This is a genomic window from Dorea sp. OM07-5 (assembly GCF_003481355.1).
Lineage (GTDB): Bacteria > Bacillota > Clostridia > Lachnospirales > Lachnospiraceae > Dorea_D > Dorea_D hominis.
This window is the reverse complement of the sequence record NZ_QUKZ01000026.1, coordinates 1-18,691: the sequence shown is the minus strand read 5'-3', so window position 1 is coordinate 18,691 and position 18,691 is coordinate 1. Positions and strand designations below refer to the sequence as shown.

The window sequence follows — 18,691 nt, the reverse complement described above, 5'->3', positions numbered from 1 at the left end:
TTCGAGTCGACCTCACCCTTGGAAAGCAAGACAACCGTCTCCACGTGGTACGTATTCGGAAATAAATCTACGCAGGAGATCTTCTCCACCTTATATCCTCTACCCTGGATCATCTCCAGATCTCTGGCAAGGCTGGTCGGTTTACAGGCAATATATACAAGACGGTCCACGCCGAAATTCAGGATCTTCATCAGCGCTTTTGGATTCACGCCGTCACGCGGTGGATCAAGCATAATAAGATCCGGCACTTCGCCCAGTTCATCAATCACTTTCAGCACATCACCTGCCCAGAATGTGCAGTTATCAAGGCCATTAAGCGCAGCATTTTCCTTCGCAGCTTCAACCGCTTCTTCCACAATCTCCACACCAACAACTTTTTTTGCTACCGGTGCAAGGATCTGCGCAATCGTTCCGGTTCCGCTATACAAGTCAAAGATAACCTTCTCATTGATATCTCCAATGTACTCTCTCGCTGTCTCATACAGCACTTCCGCTCCCAGCGAATTTGTCTGGAAGAACGAAAATGGAGTAATCTTGAATTTCAGCCCTAACAGTTCTTCATAGAAATAATCCTGTCCATAGAGCACTTCCGTTCCTTCATCTTTTACTACATCAGCAACACTGTCATTTTTTGTATGCAGGATACCTGCCATTTTACCATCGAGTTCCAATTCCAGAAGCTTTTTCACCCATGTATCCAGAAATGCCTGTGCATCTGTTTCCGTTGTCGTTACAAGATCTACTAAAATCTCTTCTGTTTTCACAGCTTTTCTTACAAGCAGATGGCGAAAATATCCGGTATGTCTCATGCGGTGATAATATAGAAGTCCCGACTCCCTTGCTGCCTCTAATGTACAGTCAAGAATCTTTCGGTAATCTTCGTCCACAATCTGGCAGTCTGTCACATTGACAATATCATGAAAACTGCCTCTTTTATGCATACCAAGTGCGATTGGTCCATCTTTATACTCATCTCCAAAAGAGAACTCCATCTTATTACGATATGCCTGTTTTACCGGGCTTGGTTTTACTCCCTCCCAGACATACTTGCCATTCACAGCTTCATCCATCATTTTCTTAATCTGTGACTCTTTCATTGCCAGTTGTTCTTCATATGGCAGATTCTGATATGTGCAACCACCACACTGCCCAAAATGTGGACAAACAGACGGAATCTCTTTCTCTGATGGCTTCAGCACTTCCAGCAGTCTTCCTTCTGCTTTCCCTTTGCGGATCTTATTTACTGAAAATCTGATCTTCTGTCCCGGCACTGTATTTTTCACGATCACGGTACGATCTTCTTCCGGCAGAAATACTTTTCCTTTATTTGGAAAATCTACCTCTTTTACGATTCCTTCCCAGACCTGTCCCTTTTTCATGTTTTCTATTCCTTCCTGTTTAAATAATACTTTTTTTGATTCATTCTATCTTCTTGATTTTCATCCCACAGGATTACTTCTGTTCTTTATATTTTGCAATCAGTATTGTTCCTGCTTTTTCTACCCTTATCTGGTCTACACTCTTCACATACTGATTAAACTGTGCGTATCCATAGTCATTGATCTTAAAATCTTTGTATTTTTCATAAATACGGTTGCCCAGTGTGCTCAACTCAATTCCCTTCTCTCCGGCATTCTTCACCAGATTCTGTACATACCGGTCAACAACCGTTTTCTTTCCATGATTTTCTTTCAGAGAAACTGCAACGAACTTACCTTTTTTTACAAGCTCCAGTTTCGGAAATTCTTCCAGAAATTTGGAAAGCATGTTGTATCCATAGCTTCGCACATCAAAATCCGGATGCAGGCTTACAAGGCGGCTTCCGACTTCGCCAAGTCCTGTCTGCTTATTGTTATCATCATTTTCCAGTATCATCTTCACAATGTCTTCTTCAATCTTCTCTTTGCTCAGACCTTCCCGTGGTGTCTCTGTTCTTCCCGGTTCCTGTTCATTTAACAGGTTTTCTAAAATAGTAAATTTATCACACGCCTTGCGAAACGGCTCCGGCGTTTTATTTTCACCCATACCGATCACATTCTTCCCACTTTCACGAAGTCTGCTTACCAGTCTTGTAAAATCACTGTCACTGGACACAATGCAGAATCCATCTACATCATTCGTGTACAAAATATCCATTGCATCAATGATCATTGCAGAGTCCGTTGCATTTTTCCCCTGTGTGTAACTGAACTGCTGGATCGGTGTGATGGAATTTTTCAAAAGTTCATCTTTCCAGCTTGAATGCTGTGTACTTGTCCAGTCTCCATAAATTCTCTTATAAGTAATATTGCCGTAACGTGCAAGCTCTGTCAAAATCGGTTTGATATATTTTGCAGATACGTTGTCCGCATCAATGAGTAATGCATAGCATTGTTCGTCCATATCTTAAGATCTCCTTATCCCGAAATTCGTTCTTATCTCTTCCCTGCTATAACGAAAAAACTTTTTCTCTCACTATAGCAAGAAAAAAAGCAGGCAAAAAACCTGCTTTTCTTTTACTTTTTTGTAAGACTTATACCTGATCTTCGTCATTGAAGAAATCATCATCGAAATCATCCTCAAAATCATCTTCAAAGTCTTCCAGATAATCTGGCGTAAAGAAGCAGTATACTGCATAGGCGATTCCTGCTACTGCTGCAATTGCACCTACGATTGCCAGTGCCCATAATACGTTCTTACACTGCTTATCTTCTTCCTTTTTATTCACCAGCTCGCTTAATTTGGTTGCTGCAATAAGTTCATCTACTCTACTCATGCTCCCACATCCTTTCTCGTGATCTCACGCGATTCAGTTATTGGTCTTATTATAACACTATCGTTTTCAGATTACTATCTTTTTATGTTAAATTTTCCGAAGTTTTGCAAACATTGCAAACATTTTTTTCGTACCTGCGCTGTCAAAATCAACTGTCACTTCGTAGTCTCTTCCGCCTTTCACAAGTGCCGTCACAGTTCCTTCCCCGAACTTGACATGCTGAACGCGATCGCCCACATCATAACCCGGTCCGTCTCCCTTTGGTGTGCCAAATTCTTTTGCAGGTTTCGCTGTGGAAAATGGATTCGATGCCGCAAATGGTTTTGTGTGAAATGCCTGTTTTGCCTGCATATAAGCACTTGCTTTCGCTAGTTCTTCCACTGGCGCTTCTTTCTTGAAAATACCGCCTGTACTTAAAAGTTCCATCGGAATCTCTTTTAAGAAACGGGATATTTTATTATACTGTGTCTCTCCGCGGATCATCCGTCTTCTTGCACAGGTTAATGTCAGTTCCTCCTCCGCTCTTGTAATTCCGACATAACAGAGTCTTCTCTCTTCTTCCAGTTCTTCCGGACTGTCTGCCGTAATTGTCATATAGCTTGGAAATATTCCATCTTCCAGTCCTGCTAGATATACGTGTGAAAATTCCAGACCTTTCGCGCTGTGAAGTGTCATGAGCACAACATAGTCAGTGTCTTCATCCAGACTGTCAATATCCGCAACCAGCGCAACCTCTTCCAGAAATCCATTCAACGTAGCCGGTTCGTTATTTTCTTCGCATGTTTCTTCATATGTCGCGATCTTGCTTCTAAGCTCGTCAATATTCTCAATTCGCGCTTCTGCTTCTTCCGGCCCCTCGGCCATAAGACTGTCAATATAACCTGTAACATCCAGAATCTCCTGCATCAGATCGGACAGCGTCATATCTTTTGCATCCACTTTGAAATGTTCAATCAGTGCAACAAAGGATTCTAATTTTGAAAGTCCTCTTCCAATATTCGGGATTGCATCTGCAGAAAGAAGTGCATCATAAAATCCGATATCATATGCTGCCGCATAATCCTGCACACGGTTAATGCTCGTGAGACCGATTCCACGTTTTGGCACATTGATCACACGACGGACAGCAAGATCATCTTTGCCATTGTCAATTGTCTTCAGATAGCACAGCAGATCTTTGATCTCACGTCTTGCATAGAAGTTGATTCCTCCGACGATCTTATATGGAATATTCGCTGTGACAAATTTCTCTTCAAATATACGCGACTGTGCATTCGTCCGGTATAAAATAGCATTATCATTATAAGTGCCATTTCCTCTATCTACCTGTTCTCGGATATCATCTACGATAAATTCGGCTTCATCATATGCGGTATCAAACTGGCGGAAACGGATCTTATCGCCTTCGTCATTATCTGTCCACAATGTTTTGGCTTTTCTTCCCACATTGTTGCTGATCACAGCGTTCGCCGCATTCAGGATATTCTGTGTAGAACGGTAATTCTGCTCCAGTTTGATCACTTTCGCATCTTCAAATACTTTTTCAAAGTTCAGAATATTTTTAATGTTCGCGCCACGGAACTTATAAATGGACTGGTCATCGTCTCCTACTACACAGAGATTTCTGTACTTTGCAGCAAGCAGCCGGATCAGTTCAAACTGTACAGTATTCGTATCCTGATACTCATCTACCATCATATAACGGAAACGTTCTTGATAATATTCCAGAACATCTTTCTGCGTCTGGAAAAGCTGTACTGTCTTAAAAAGCAGATCGTCAAAATCCAACGCATTATTTGCGCGGAGCTGTTTCTCATATTCTTCGTAAACATCTGCAATTTTCCGCTGTGCAAAATCTCCACCCGCATTCAGCCGAAACTCTTCCGGTGTGATCAGTTCATTCTTCGCCTGGGAAACTGCACTCATAAGTGCACGCTCTCTGAAACGTTTTGTATCAATCTCCAGTAGCTTGCAAACATCTTTCATCAACGTCTTCTGATCATCTGTATCATAAATCGTAAAATTTGTATCATATCCCAGCAGTTCAATATGACGTCTGAGAATCCGCACACACATCGAATGAAAGGTACTTACCCAGATGCTTTCTGAACCGAATCCAACCAGCTGGTCAACTCTGTCCCGCATCTCACCTGCTGCCTTATTCGTAAATGTGATTGCCAGGATATTCCACGGATTTACGCCCTGTTCTTCGATCAGATATGCAATCCGATGAGTCAGCACTCTTGTTTTCCCGGAACCCGCACCGGCAAGAATAAGAAGTGGACCTTCCGTTTGAAATACGGCTTCTCTCTGTGGTTCATTTAATGTATCGTAAATACTCAAAGTTCTTAATTTCCTTTCTTGTCAGACATTGCTTTATGTTCTTTCAAAATCTCATCATGCAGTGAAACCGAATCCCACTCCTGATTAGAAGGTGTGAGAACTGCTTTTAACGGAACCTGCACTTTTTCTTTGCGCATCATAAATAGTGCTTTGTCGAGGGACGCTTCCGATGCCGGACATAAGATAAGCATCTCGTCTGTAAATGGCTCTTCGCCGTCCGTTTCTTCGCTCTTTGTCTCCGCATCTGTTTTGCCCTCTGCCAGTTCTCCTACCGGAATATGATATTCTTCCGGCAGAATATGACGCACTTTAAACCCGAGATAGCTGAAAATCATTCCGAGTTTTCTTCCTTTTTTCGTTCCTTTTAAATTGTAGCACAGTACCGTCTGTCTCATTACCTATTCTCCGATCATCATCTTAATAATCTCTTCATTCGTCTCACGCATACCTTCTTTACCGAGACGACCGATATTCTGGATTGTTGCCTCCACACCTTTTGTTACAATTCCGTCACCGGCGTAGAACTGCTGTCCATTCAGGTACATGTTATAGCCAAGGATTCCTGCATCTACAGATGCCGCAATCTTCGCTGCACAGGAAGCTTTCGCTCCATCACAGACCATACCGGATACGATTGCCAGTGCATTCACAACTGTATGAATAACTTCTTCATAGCCGCCACCGCACAGGTATGCAATTCCAGCCCCTGCTGCCGCACCTGCACTGACTGCTCCACAATATGCGGAAAGTCTTCCAATTCCGGTCTTCTGATGGATCGCTGTCAGATTTGATAACGCAAGTGCACGGTATTTCTTCTCTTCTGTCACATTCAGCTCTTTTGCATATTCGAGAACCGGTAACGAACATGTCATTCCCTGATTACCGCTTCCAGCGTTAATAATAACCGGCAGCTCACATCCGTTCATACGTGCATCCGATCCTGCTGCCGCTCTCGCCTTCGCTCTTGTACGGACATCATCTCCATACGCACTTAAGAGAACACTTCCGATATTTGCTCCGTAGTCCCCGCGCAGACCTTCATCTGCAATCGCTGTATTATACTCAATCTGACGACCGATTACTTCTTTAATATCGGCAACATCTACCGTATTAATAAAATTCCAGATAGACTTCATGTCCAGAAGGCTTCTGTCCGTCAGCCCTTCTTCGTTCTCTCCTTCTACCGGAATGTCAAATATCACTTCACCATCTTTTTCAATATGTACAATGTTCGTATGATAATTTGCGATTCTTACCTTCGCATAGGAATCTTCTTTATACAACGTCAGCACAATATCAAATGTAATCCCCTGATCGATATGTTCAACTGTAATCGGCGTCTCTTTTAAAAATGTGATCATCTGCTCAATCTCATCCGGTGTCACTTCTGCGATAACTTCCAGCTCTTTCTCTGCCTTTCCGGCAATGATTCCTGCTGTCACTGCCGCCGGAATTCCTTTCAGATGATTCGTATTCGGAACAATGACACTTTTTACATTTTTTATAATACTTCCGCTGGCTTCTACCAGTACTTTATCCGGTACACATCCCAGTACTTCTCTTGCCTTTGCTCCTGCATAAGCAAGTGCGATCGGTTCCGTACACCCCATTGCCGGCACCAGTTCTTCTTTTAATATCTGTATGTATGCCTGATATTTTTCATCTGTTTTCTTCATGATAACCTCCCTGCTTTGCACAAATTCCCCAATATTTTTTACCCAAACAGTATAGCATAAAAATATTTCTATTGCCATCTAGTTTTGAATACTATATAATGGTTACATTGAGGTGATAATATGACAATTGATACAAATGATCTGCTGAACAGTATTTTATCCAGCATCTCCAGAATAGACTATATCAAACCGGAAGACATCCCGAATATTGACCTGTATATGGATCAGGTCACTACCTTTATGGAAGAGAGTCTCCGCTCGACCAAGCGCTATACGGATGATAAGATCCTGACCAAGACAATGATCAATAATTACGCGAAGAACAATCTCCTCCCGCCTCCGGTGAAGAAGAAGTATTCACGCGAACATGTTCTTGTTATGATCTTTATTTATTATTTTAAAAACATTTTATCTATCAAGGATATTGAAACGATTCTTGCTCCTCTGACGGAACAGTATTTTTCAGACACAAAAGGGCTCTCTATTACAGACATTTACAGTGATATCTGCGAACTTGAGAAATCACGCATTTGGAATATGCAGAAGGATGTTACACATTCTTATAATGCAGCGATGGAGATGTTTCAGGATATTCCAGATAAAGAACAGCGTAATCTTCAGATTTTCGCTTTCATCTGCAATCTGAGTTTTGATGTATACGTCAAGAAGCAGATCATTGAAAAACTGATCGACGAACTTCCAAAACCGGAAGAGCGCAAAAAAAAGAAGTAAGAACTTCACTTACTTCTTTTTTTCTATTCTTATTAAATTCTTTGTTATTCTATCGTATAAACGCTTTATTCTCCACTCTGCTCTTCCTTCTTAGCAATTCGCTCAAATACCATATCGTATCCGTCATTCCCATAATTCAAAGAACGGTTCACACGACTGATCGTGGCTGTGGAAGCTCCTGTTTTCTCTGCAATCTCCAGATATGTCTTCTGCTCTCTCAGCATCTTCGCAACTTCAAATCTCTGCGACAGGGATAACAACTCGTTGATCGTACAGATATCCTCAAAAAATGTATAACACTCTTCTTTATTCTCCAGACTCAGCACAGCTTCAAACAGATAATCCACTGCTTCCGTCCTTATTTTTTTACTCATAGCAATTATCTCCTTTGTAACAGTATTCATTACCGTTACATTTTAACACACTAAATTTGTAAAGTCTATAGCTTTTTATTACGTTTTAATGCTTCTTTCAATTTTACGATCGATGTATTCACGATCAGCTCTTCCGGAAAGTCCACTTCTCTTAATACGGGTTCCGACCATGTACAGTCTGCAATGAAAGCATCTACATGTGCATCTGAACCAAGCACGATCTTTGCTCCAAGCTCTTTACAGCATCTCAGCATCTCTATGGCGTTCTCTTTTGTATTCTGTCGGAAACCGCCAGGACGTAATGATGAATTATTAAGTTCCAGCAATGTTCCTGTCTCTTTTGCCTTTTTCACAATCGTCGGATAATCTACCGGAAATCTTCCGTCATCCGGATGTCCGATAATATCAATCCACGGATTCTCCATTGCATTTAAGTAAGCTTCTGTAACCGGCTCTTTTTTCCACTCATCTTCAAAACACAGCGTGTGGATACTTGCAATAGCAATATCCAGTTTCCGAAGCACGGATTTTGGCAGATCTACACTGCCTGCCGCATCCAGAATATTTAACTCTGATCCAAGAAGCACATCGATTCCGTACATCTTACGCGGAACAACACCAAGATTTTCAAAATAATATAAATTCGTACTTCCGGGCATTTTTGGTGCATGTTCTGTAAGCGCCAGTCCTTTCAGTCCTTTTTCTGCTGCCATCTGTACCATTTCCCGCATTGTATTATAAGCATGTCCACTGACAAGCGTATGCGCATGTGTATCTATTTCGATTGTCATAATCTCTCCTCTTTTCTGTATTTTTCCACTTCTTGATTTAATTATACCCGATACGGCTTTCTTTTTCCAGATTTCTATTGACATCTTACGTTTTCACAGATATCTTATTTTATGGGCATTCTGTTTTGCATTGCAAATATGCTACATAATTCTGTAGTTATTCGCTGCAAATACTCAATGTGCCACAACATATTCTATACAATTAAGTAAGAGGTTTTTAATATGAAGAAAATACTTATGATTGCCACCGGCGGAACTATTGCATCCGCAGAAGGCGGAGACGGATTAACACCGGCTATGACAGGTGAAGAACTTGCAGCCAGCGTACCGGGCATCAAAGACAAATGTGATCTGACCGTACTGCAGCTTATGAATATCGACAGTACAAATATGCGTCCATATCTCTGGGGACTGATGCGTGACGCGATCACAGAACATTATAACGATTATGACGGTTTTGTTATTCTGCATGGTACAGACACGATGGCTTATACAGCCGCTGCACTGTCTTACCTGATCCAAAATTCTGCAAAACCGATCGTTCTTACCGGCTCACAAAAACCAATGGGCAACCCATATACGGATGCCAAGATCAATATTTACCAGAGCATTCTCTATGCACTGGACGATAACTCCTGTGATGTTTCTATTGTATTTAATGGAAAAGTAGTTGCCGGAACCCGCGCAAGAAAACAGCGAACAAGAAGTTTTGACGCTTTCGAGAGTATGAACTTTCCACTTCTTGCCGTGATCCATGATGACCGGATCGTCCGTCACTACATTGCACCAACAACCGCTCAGGCAAATATGGTATCTTACCAGAGGCTGAACGACCGTGTCTTTGTTCTGAAGCTGACGCCAGAAGTAAAGGCAGATATTTTTGAACTGTTGCGCGGACATTACGATGCGATCATTCTGGAAACATTCGGTATCGGAGGTATTCCGGAATACGATGATTCTTTTGAGAAAGCTATCTTCGGTTGGGTAGATTCCGGAAAGACTCTCGCTGTCACAACACAGGTTCCGGAAGAAGGCTGTGATCTGGAAGTTTATCAAGTTGGTAAGAAATACAGCGAACACCCTGGCATCCTCCAGGCTGCGGATATGACAACCGAGGCACTTGTTGCCAAATTGATGTGGATTCTTGGACAGACAAACAATCCGAAAGAAATCCACCGCTTATTCTATCAGACTATCAATCACGACCGCCAGGAAGAGTTGTAATAATAAAGAAGAAACGGTGTTTCACAAATGATCATTCATCTATGAAACGCCGTTTCTTTTTATCTTACGCAAAAAATCTTATTTCTGCATATTTCCAAATATTAAAAATCTTATTTGTCGTATTCGTTCATCCATTTTAACAGCTCAACACAGTAATCATCATGTCTGTCTACGAATGTAGTATGACGCGCTCTCTCCCAGAGGATCCATTTAGAGTTTGGAATCTCATCCGCCATAGTCTTTGCTACTAATGGTGAACACAGATCAGAAATACCACTCATGATCAATGATGGAACTTTGATCTCGTGAAGTCTGTCAATGTACTCAAAATCTTTTAATGTACCGGATGGAACGAACTCGTTCGGTCCCCATCCATACAGGTAAGCTTCTCCACCGGATTTCTTTTCTCTTGTACAGCATTCCGGAAGATCTTCTCTCCAGTAGTTGCAGTATCTGTCCATATAATTGTCAACTGCTTTCAGGTAAGCTTCTCCTGTAAAGTCATTGCGTTCCAGAGCATCATTGATTGCTGCCTGATCTTCCTCAGACATCATCTTAATTCTTCTCATTCCTTCTCTTGCCCAGAGGCTACTGCTTGGGTGTCCGGAAGAAATAATAAAGGATTTTACGCCTTTTGCTCCACGCTCAATTGCATATGCGATCTGCATCATACCGCCCCATGACTGTCCAATGATGTGGCATTCTTTCAGTCCAAGATGCTCTCTTAATGCGTCCAGCTCATCCAGCCAGAGATCCTGTGTCCACATCTCCGGATGTCCGTCCAGATAAGATTTTCCGCATCCTAACTGGTCATACATAATGATCATACGATCGTCATCATCTGCAACATTATCCAGAACTTCAAAATAGTTATGAGTAGATCCCGGTCCACCATGCAGACAGATCAGCGGAGCTTTTCCGTTGTCTTTCTGTTCTCCGACAATTCTGTAATAGGTCTGATAACCTTTAAAAGGCATATATCCTTCTGTAATTTTTGCCATTTTCTTTTCCTCCTCTTTGACAAAAAAAATTTGCAACACGCATACTGCGGCGTTGTATTGTAACTACAAATCTCTGTCATTGTATTCTTCGATTTGAGCGGCCAATACCATGTTATTATTATAACATAATTTCATATACTTTAACAGTAACCAAATATTAAATTTATGAAATTTTATTAAAATATCTATCAAATTATCCTTGCCTCTCCCCATCACTTACAGTCATCCTTTATAATTCAAAATGGGCAGGAAAAATCCCACCCATTTTTCGTTGATGTAGCATCCACAGGAATCTGCCATTGGCAGATTCTTTAAGTATTCTCTTATTGATAATCCATAACATCGATCCACTTCATCAGGAAATCTTTCTCCAGTTCATTCTCTTTTACAAGCTGCGAAGCGGCCACAATCGGGAGCCACTGCTGTACATACTGGATTGCTGTGTCTGATTTCTTACAGAAAATTTTCAGATAGAGATCTGCCACTTCCTGATCCTTAAGCGCAAATAACAAATACGTCATTGCTGCATCTGCACTGGCATTTCCCTGTGTTGCATGTGCCCAGTCCACGACTGTCATTTTTCCATTCTTTCCGACAATAATATTGCTCGGATTGAAATCTCCGTGACAAAGCTTACTGTGATGTGGCATACTTTCCAGCCTCGTTAGAAGTTCGTATCTCTGGCTTGCATCCAGTTCTGTAATACTGTTGATCTGTCTTGCAAGCTTCTCTCTCAGATCTGGAAGCATCGGTGCTTTCTTAGACTGTATCTGTAATTGCAGGTCAACAAAGTCGGACATGTACTTGTCAATATTCGCCGGGTCCACATGCATCATCTCTTCTAATGTCTTACCATCTTTGTATTCCAGAAAAATCGCCCATTTTCCGTCAATATTTTCTATTTTCTGGAGCTTTGGAATCTCAAGACCGGTTGCTTCGACTCTGGCTGTTTCCATTGCTTCATTGAAAATGTCAACTTTTGGATGGTTCTCATCAAATAATTTAACGATACTGCCTTCACAGCGATACACTTTCTTATACGGACGTTCCACGATCAGTTTACATAAATCCATATTCATAAAATAAGCCTCCTTTTCTATATTTCCGAACTTTACTTGTTAAACACATTATATACCCGTAATACAGAAAAAGGAAGCTTTTTTGATATTTTTTTAACTTATTTTTTTGCGTTTTATTTTATTGTTATTTTTTCTACAATCTTGCTATTTCATAATTGGCTTTAATGCTTCTGCAAGTTTTTCTTTCTGACTTTCGGCTTCTGCAAGATCTTTGCCAAGTGTTGTATAATAAATCTTAATCTTCGGCTCTGTTCCTGACGGACGAACGATTACTGTTGCGCCGCCTTCCAGCTTGTAAATCAGTACATTCGCAGACGGCAGACCTGTCTCTTCCGGCTTCTGATAATCAGTTACAGATACAACTTTATGTCCTGCAACTTCTGTCAGCGGATTCTCGCGAAGTCCCTGCATAATACCTGCCATCTTATCCATACCACTCAGTCCCGGAAACTCAAAGCTGTCAATCTTATTCAGATAACGACCATACTCCGTATAAATCTCTTCCATTCTCTGCTTTAGGGAACTTCCGATACTTCTGTAATAAGCTGCCATCTCACAGATTAACATAGAACCAATCACCGCATCTTTATCTCTTACATACGGTCCGGCAAGATATCCATAACTCTCTTCAAATCCAAAGATGAAGCGATCTACTTCTCCTGCTTCTTCTAACTGTGCAATCTGATCTCCGATCCACTTAAATCCAGTCAGTACATTGCGAAGCTCGACACCATAATGTGCTGCAACTGCATCTGCAAGTGGTGTAGACACGATAGATTTTACAGCGACCGGATTCTCTGGCATTGTGCCTTTCTCCATACGTCCTGCGCAGATATAATCTAACAGAAGAACTCCTACTTCATTACCGCTTACCAGCTCATAAGAACCATCCGGGCACTTCATTGCAATACCAACACGGTCCGCATCCGGATCGGTTGCAAGCATCAGATCTGCACCTGTCTCTTTTGCAAGATTCAGTCCCAGTTCCAACGCCTCAAAAATCTCCGGGTTAGGATAACTGCAAGTTGTAAAATAGCCATTTGGATATTCCTGCTCCGGTACAATTGTAATATCCGTAATGCCAATATCTTTTAATACACGTGTAACAGGTACCAGTCCGGAACCATTTAACGGGCTGTATACCAGTTTCAATCCTGCACTCTTGCATAAGCCCGGACGAACCTGACGTGACTCGATTGCTTCATATAATGCATTCTTGCAATCATCCCCTACAAACTGGATCAGACCTTTTTCTACACCTTCTGCAAAAGATATGTATTTTGCTCCTGTAAGCACATCTGTCTTCTGGATCTCTGCATATACAATTGCTGCCGCATCATCTGTCATCTGGCATCCATCCGGTCCATAAGCCTTGTATCCATTATATTTTGCCGGGTTGTGGGATGCTGTAACCATAACACCTGCATTGCAGTTATAATAACGTGTTGCAAATGATAATGCCGGCACAGGCATCAGTGCGTCATAAATGCGAACCTTAATTCCATTCGCTGCCAGAACTCCTGCTGCTGTCTTGGCAAATACATCACTCTTCAGACGACTGTCATAACTGATCGCTACTGTCTGTGTTCCTCCCTGTGTCTTTACCCAGTTTGCAAGTCCCTGCGTTGCCTGACGTACAACATAAATATTCATACGGTTCGTTCCGGCTCCGAGTACACCTCGAAGTCCGGCTGTTCCAAACTTCAGTGCTACTGCAAAACGCTCCTTGATCTCTTCTTCATTTCCCGCAATTTTCGTTAATTCCGGGTTTAGATCTGCATCTTCCAGATCTGCATCCAGCCAACGTTTATACTCTTCCTGATACATTTTGATCACTCCTATTACTTCATATATTTCCATTCGTAAATGATACTTTTAATATAGCATATTTTCAAGCATGCCGCAATTTTGTTCTTGCTTCCTTGGCAGAATTCTCAAGATTAAAATCTTAAAAGTCAAAATCTTTATAATCTTCCGGCAAAAAACGATGATAAACCATATGACAGCCTTCATCTTTGAAGCAGTAATAATAGTCATCGGGTACCCCGTCCGCAAAACGGAGAAGATAATCAAACTCTCCATTTGACATAGTTTCAAAAATCACCTGATCTGAATGTGCTTCAAACAACTTCTTAAGATCTTCAACTGTACAGTCACACTGCTGTACCTGTCCGATCAGTTCTTTTATGAACTCGTTATCTTTCATCTGTTCTTTTGCATAGACACTTCCTTCTTCCGGAATGTGAATACAAAACCGGTCTTTCTTATGCGTCACCTGTACATTTCCCAGTTTGTCTGCAAATTCTTCCGGAAATGCCTGCAGTCGCTCCTGCATCTCTTCTGCCGTATCTTCTGCATGAAAGAAATGCTGCAATGTAGCGAGTGGATAATACAGTCTTACTGCTTCTTTACGAAATCCCAGTTTTGCCTGTTCTTCCTTCATAATATCCACAAGATTTCTCTCCATCTTTGCAAACCCTTCTTTTTGCCTTTTTTCTGCATGTTCCAAAGACTCTCCAATCTCGATCAGATGCCCGTCCGGATCATAAATACGGATCACTTGCTGTCCTCCGCTTTCTTCTTTTAGAGGATTCACATAAGTAATATTCCAGTCTGATTTCTCCAGTTTTCCTGCAAATTTTGTTAATTCATTCTCTTCAAAGTATAATTCTGCATTATTTCCTGCATTTTTGACTTTTTTTCCTGTTAATTTCTCCCAGATTTCTCGGTCCTGCAGGACTAATCCTTCTGTCAGTATCATATTTCCGTCAAAAGCTGTAATCACATGTAACCCGAACAGTTCTTCATAAAAGCGTCTGGAACGCTCAACATCTTCTACCACCAATAATATATTTTTTAAACGCATATTTTCCTCTCCTGTTATCTATGTACAATAACGGAATGATCTGTCTGTCAGTATCCTTGCAAATATCAGACCCAGCGGCAACGCCATAACAATGAGCATAGCTGATGCAAACCAGGATGCGGATACCGAAAGCGACATCATTCCCAAATTATAGAAGCCTCGATATAAGTATAACCCAGGAACCATAATAACAATAGATGGGACTGTCACTGAAATTCTCGGATATCCAGCTCTGTTTTTTATTAAAGATGCTAATATTCCAGCCGTAAGCGCTCCAATAAATGCCGCTACTGCCGGCGGCATACCGGTAAGATCAACAAATTCAAGTCGAAGTGTATTGGCAACTGCTCCGATTCCTGCAGCTACAGCTGCAAGTCCCGGTGGACTGTTGAACATAATGGAAAATCCAAACACACCACAAAAGCTGGCAAGAAGCCGGAATATCACCTGCTCTTCTGATGTTAAACAAATTTTTGGAAAATCTACCGGCTGTAAATGTAGAATTAATGCCATGATCCAGGCAGCCATTGTTGCGACAAGAATAACCAATATAGCATACGCAAAACGTTCCATGCCCGAACGCATATCCAGTTTTGCAAGGTCAATGCCACTCGTAATAAATGGAAACCCCGGAATAATAAAGAGCATGGCACATATATAACCAGCTTCATGTTGAACGGATATTCCCCACAAAATTTCTGCTAATTTTAAAAATCCCGCATAAGTAAAACAAGCTAATGATACACTGGATACAATACACAAAAACAAAGTAAAATGGTGTTTTGTCAATTTGCACCGCACATAATTTCCAACACCTGCGCCAATAAATGCACAGAGCATTTCAATCGGACCTCCGCCAAGCAGAAATGTGAATCCACCACACGCAAGCGCTGCAGCCATTCCCAGTGCCACAGGTGAATATAATCCATGAATTTTCTCTATTTCATCCAGAAGCTGATGTAACTGTTCTCCGGATATATGCTTTCCTTCCTTTTCAAAATTCCGGATAAATTTTTCCAGACGGTTTAATTTTGATGTATTTACCCCTGTATTAGTCAGACAAAGAGCTTGTGTATAACCATCTTCTCCATCAAAACAGGTGTATTCGATCGACATCAGTCCAATATCCGCGGTACATGTGATCCCCATCACTTCTGCAAGTGTATTCATGGAACTTCTCACTCTCCATGCTCCGGTTCCACAGGACAAGAGCATAATACCCACTCTGCCGATAATAGAAGCTTTCTCAGTAAGGCTTGCTTCTGTAACAGGTCTGTTCTCTCCTCCTGCATCTGTATACTCATGCCAAAGAATATCCATATGATTTTTTCGTAATTGATCTGGTTGCATTCTCATCACTTCCTAATCATTCAGATCCAGACTTTCCTGTCCTGCTTTTTCCATCATCTTTTCCCGGCATGCCAGCACGATACCATCCACTTCCTGCAAGTGATGCAGCATCTTCTTCTCAAATTCGCGAATCGGCAGGAGCACCCCGATCTCATCAAACTCTTTTTGCTTTTTAATTCCTGTTTCCTGTCCGTAATATACAATTGCGCGCGGTGCTGCTTTCTGAATCTGCATAAATGTTTCCCATACAACTGCATACGCTTCAGCCTCTGTCAATCCCATCTTACATGTATCCGGTAAAGCATACAGAATCAATATGCCTCTGCTTTTGTTTTCTTTTTTCTCAACAATTTTTGTTCCTTTTTCATAAGACCGTACAAGATCATATCCATCTGCCAGATATATTTTTGATCTCGGTGCACATTGATGTATCTCGTATGTTTCTTTGAATTTCGTATATTCTCTTGCCGTGACCTTTTTTTCCTGTAACAGATTGCCATCTACATCTGTTAAAAGCACCGGATTTGCACCCGCTTTTCCGTGAAATTTTTTAGGAATCAAATATGCTTCCCGCAATAAGTCAAACATACTTCTTCCACAAAGTTCCAATAAAAGTGCCGTAACATCACCATTTTTATATGCATGAAACAGTACCTCTGCGAAATGTCCTGCTGAATCTCCGGATATATTTTCTTCTTCCAGATGTTCCTGAAATACGTCTTTTAATCTTCCACATGCTTCTTTTGATTCAAATATTTTAGAAAAAATTGCTTCTACAGCTTCTTCTCTCGGTAATACAGTTTGCATATTATCGCCTCCATAACAAAAATAGCCTTCTATACTTTATTAAGTATAGAAAGCTGTTTTTTCAAAGTCAAATAAATAACTTCTGTTTTATTTACATGGCACCTATGTTATATATATATAATCACATTTCTGCATCATACACCTGCCATTTCCATTGCTAAAAATACATTTTCTACAACAATAAATGTTTAAAAGCTTCCTCTGCAATTCCCGGTGGGAAATTCATATTTTCCACCAGACAGATTTCTCTTTCAGGAATCTTTTCGTATAATGATATCATCTGCAATTTTCCAGATTCTATTGCTGGTTTTACATATAATTCCGGTAAAAAGCCAATTCCCAGCCCACACGAAATCAGTGGCAATATCTGATCCATCGTCTCTACTTCTGTGTTCGGTGTAAATATCAGATTCTGTTCCATAAACCATTCTGAATAAAATTTGTATGATGTGCTGTCTTTCTCCAGACTGACTATGGGATGTGAAGCAATTTCTTTTAAATGAACCTGAGAATCTCTTTCTTTCCCTAGTATATCCAGACAAAACGCAGGACTTGCAACTGCAATCTCACGAAATTTCATCAGTGGCATTACTTTTAAAGGCTTCTGCGCCTTCAATGGAGTCGTTACAATTGCCAGGTCCGCCTGTCCCTCTTTTACCGCGCGTATTGCTCTTGGTGTACTATGATTCAACAAATGGAGCTGAATATTGGGATATGATTTATGAAACTTTGTAAGTACCGGAAGAAGCCGTAAATGTAATGCAATCTCGCTTGCACTGATCGTAACGATCCCACTTTCCATACTACGTTTTCCTGCCAGCTCTACTTCCGCTGCATGAAGCTGCTGATAAGCAATCCTGACATGTTGATATAATAATTCACCTTCCTGTGTCAATGTTACACCACGGTTAGATCGTACAAACAACCGACAGCCAAGCTGATTTTCCAGATTGTTCATAAAATGCGTAATATTGGGCTGGTTGCTTCCTAATACTTTTGCCGCCTTTGAAAAACTCTTATAGGTTGTCACATAATAAAAAATCCGGTAATAATCGTATGTAATGTCCATTTTTCTCTCCATCTATATCACATCTATACCATATCTATATTTTATTTATATATCAGGTATGCCGAATATACATTTTACATTTCTTGTCATCTATTATATACTTGCAAAAGGAAAAAGAAAATCTATTTTTACAGAGGTGGCCTGCTATGATAAAAAATAATATAAAATTCACAACAACAAGTCAATTTATTATCTTTCATAATATTTGCAGTAAGGTTTCTTCTGATGTACAAATACGCGATATTTCCAACCACAACAAACCCATTGATGGGAAAAAGCTTTCTGAACTTGCAAATATCCAACTGGGTCTTCCAGCATTACTGATGATTCATGGTAATGACGAAGTTCAGGTTTTCTCATCTCTTCAAAAGTATGGAATCTGTCATAAAAAAGAGAAGAAATAATTTCCTCATTCTTAGTTACTCTCATACGACTGTCCGAAAAAGATAGTCGTCTTTTTATTTATCTATATTAAAATACTTGAATAAAAGATTAATAGTTTTTATTTCTTATAACAAAAAAGCGACTGGCTTTATACCAATCACTTCTGTAAGTTATGTACCTTCAAAACTGCATACAAGAAATTCTTCATCCTTTACCTATCACCTTGCTTGGTCATGCCCT

18 protein-coding genes are annotated in these 18,691 nt (G+C 40.8%); 3 read left to right on the top strand and 15 right to left on the bottom strand.

Annotation, left to right across the window (positions count from 1 at the left end; all coding sequences use genetic code 11):
• From rlmD to DXC04_RS14785, 6 genes are all read right to left on the bottom strand, one after another.
• Nucleotides 1–1,379, bottom strand: a 1,379-nt coding sequence (rlmD, locus tag DXC04_RS14810; protein WP_118661290.1) for a 23S rRNA (uracil(1939)-C(5))-methyltransferase RlmD, incomplete at its 3' end; no start/stop codon positions are given.
• A gap of 73 nt (nt 1,380–1,452) precedes the next feature.
• On the bottom strand, nt 1,453–2,382 hold the full coding sequence (locus tag DXC04_RS14805; RefSeq protein ID WP_118661289.1) for an NYN domain-containing protein: 930 nt from the start codon (nt 2,380–2,382) through the stop codon (nt 1,453–1,455).
• 130 nt (nt 2,383–2,512) lie between these two features.
• A complete protein-coding gene (locus DXC04_RS14800; protein WP_021861444.1) occupies nt 2,513–2,755 on the bottom strand; it encodes a hypothetical protein in 243 nt (80 codons plus the stop codon).
• An 87-nt stretch (nt 2,756–2,842) separates the two neighbouring features.
• On the bottom strand, nt 2,843–5,098 hold the full coding sequence (gene pcrA / locus DXC04_RS14795) for a DNA helicase PcrA (protein WP_021861445.1): 2,256 nt from the start codon (nt 5,096–5,098) through the stop codon (nt 2,843–2,845).
• 5 nt (nt 5,099–5,103) lie between these two features.
• Nucleotides 5,104–5,493: a DUF3783 domain-containing protein gene (locus DXC04_RS14790; RefSeq protein ID WP_021861446.1), complete on the bottom strand. Its 390-nt coding sequence runs from the start codon at nt 5,491–5,493 to the stop codon at nt 5,104–5,106.
• A gap of 3 nt (nt 5,494–5,496) precedes the next feature.
• On the bottom strand, nt 5,497–6,774 hold the full coding sequence (locus tag DXC04_RS14785) for an L-cysteine desulfidase family protein (protein ID WP_118661288.1): 1,278 nt from the start codon (nt 6,772–6,774) through the stop codon (nt 5,497–5,499).
• 120 nt (nt 6,775–6,894) lie between these two features.
• On the opposite strand from DXC04_RS14785, the gene DXC04_RS14780 reads away from it, so the two are divergent.
• Nucleotides 6,895–7,506, top strand: coding sequence for a DUF1836 domain-containing protein (locus DXC04_RS14780; RefSeq protein ID WP_021861448.1), 612 nt, complete (start codon nt 6,895–6,897; stop codon nt 7,504–7,506).
• 65 nt (nt 7,507–7,571) lie between these two features.
• Here the strand turns inward: DXC04_RS14780 and DXC04_RS14775 are convergent, their stop codons facing one another.
• Nucleotides 7,572–7,880 carry a YerC/YecD family TrpR-related protein gene (locus DXC04_RS14775; protein ID WP_118661287.1) on the bottom strand — a complete coding sequence of 103 codons (309 nt, stop codon included), beginning with the start codon at nt 7,878–7,880 and terminating at the stop codon, nt 7,572–7,574.
• A gap of 65 nt (nt 7,881–7,945) precedes the next feature.
• Nucleotides 7,946–8,671 (bottom strand): phosphatase, encoded by a 726-nt coding sequence (locus DXC04_RS14770; RefSeq protein WP_118661286.1) that lies wholly within the window; start codon nt 8,669–8,671, stop codon nt 7,946–7,948.
• A gap of 222 nt (nt 8,672–8,893) precedes the next feature.
• Here DXC04_RS14770 and DXC04_RS14765 point away from each other — a divergent pair, with 222 nt between their 5' ends.
• The gene (locus DXC04_RS14765) at nt 8,894–9,895 is read left to right on the top strand and encodes an asparaginase (RefSeq protein WP_118661285.1); all 1,002 of its coding nucleotides are present in this window, start codon (nt 8,894–8,896) and stop codon (nt 9,893–9,895) included.
• A 110-nt stretch (nt 9,896–10,005) separates the two neighbouring features.
• Here the strand turns inward: DXC04_RS14765 and pepI are convergent, their stop codons facing one another.
• The 7 genes from pepI to DXC04_RS14725 form a co-directional block, all read right to left on the bottom strand.
• A complete protein-coding gene (gene pepI / locus DXC04_RS14760) occupies nt 10,006–10,896 on the bottom strand; it encodes a proline iminopeptidase (RefSeq protein ID WP_021861452.1) in 891 nt (296 codons plus the stop codon).
• A 323-nt stretch (nt 10,897–11,219) separates the two neighbouring features.
• Nucleotides 11,220–11,975: an aminoglycoside phosphotransferase family protein gene (locus DXC04_RS14755; RefSeq protein WP_021861453.1), complete on the bottom strand. Its 756-nt coding sequence runs from the start codon at nt 11,973–11,975 to the stop codon at nt 11,220–11,222.
• A 144-nt stretch (nt 11,976–12,119) separates the two neighbouring features.
• Nucleotides 12,120–13,802 carry a phospho-sugar mutase gene (locus tag DXC04_RS14750; RefSeq protein WP_118661284.1) on the bottom strand — a complete coding sequence of 561 codons (1,683 nt, stop codon included), beginning with the start codon at nt 13,800–13,802 and terminating at the stop codon, nt 12,120–12,122.
• Nucleotides 13,803–13,923: 121 nt separating this feature from the next.
• Nucleotides 13,924–14,841 carry a DUF3877 family protein gene (locus DXC04_RS16125; protein WP_330426487.1) on the bottom strand — a complete coding sequence of 306 codons (918 nt, stop codon included), beginning with the start codon at nt 14,839–14,841 and terminating at the stop codon, nt 13,924–13,926.
• Nucleotides 14,842–14,859: 18 nt separating this feature from the next.
• A complete protein-coding gene (locus DXC04_RS14735) occupies nt 14,860–16,191 on the bottom strand; it encodes a threonine/serine ThrE exporter family protein (protein ID WP_118661283.1) in 1,332 nt (443 codons plus the stop codon).
• 12 nt (nt 16,192–16,203) lie between these two features.
• Nucleotides 16,204–16,998: a DUF4866 domain-containing protein gene (locus tag DXC04_RS14730; RefSeq protein WP_118661282.1), complete on the bottom strand. Its 795-nt coding sequence runs from the start codon at nt 16,996–16,998 to the stop codon at nt 16,204–16,206.
• A gap of 172 nt (nt 16,999–17,170) precedes the next feature.
• Nucleotides 17,171–18,067 (bottom strand): LysR family transcriptional regulator, encoded by an 897-nt coding sequence (locus DXC04_RS14725; protein ID WP_118661281.1) that lies wholly within the window; start codon nt 18,065–18,067, stop codon nt 17,171–17,173.
• Between the two features lie 146 nt (nt 18,068–18,213).
• On the opposite strand from DXC04_RS14725, the gene DXC04_RS14720 reads away from it, so the two are divergent.
• Nucleotides 18,214–18,471 carry an HPr family phosphocarrier protein gene (locus DXC04_RS14720; protein ID WP_118661280.1) on the top strand — a complete coding sequence of 86 codons (258 nt, stop codon included), beginning with the start codon at nt 18,214–18,216 and terminating at the stop codon, nt 18,469–18,471.
• Nucleotides 18,472–18,691: the final 220 nt, after the last annotated feature.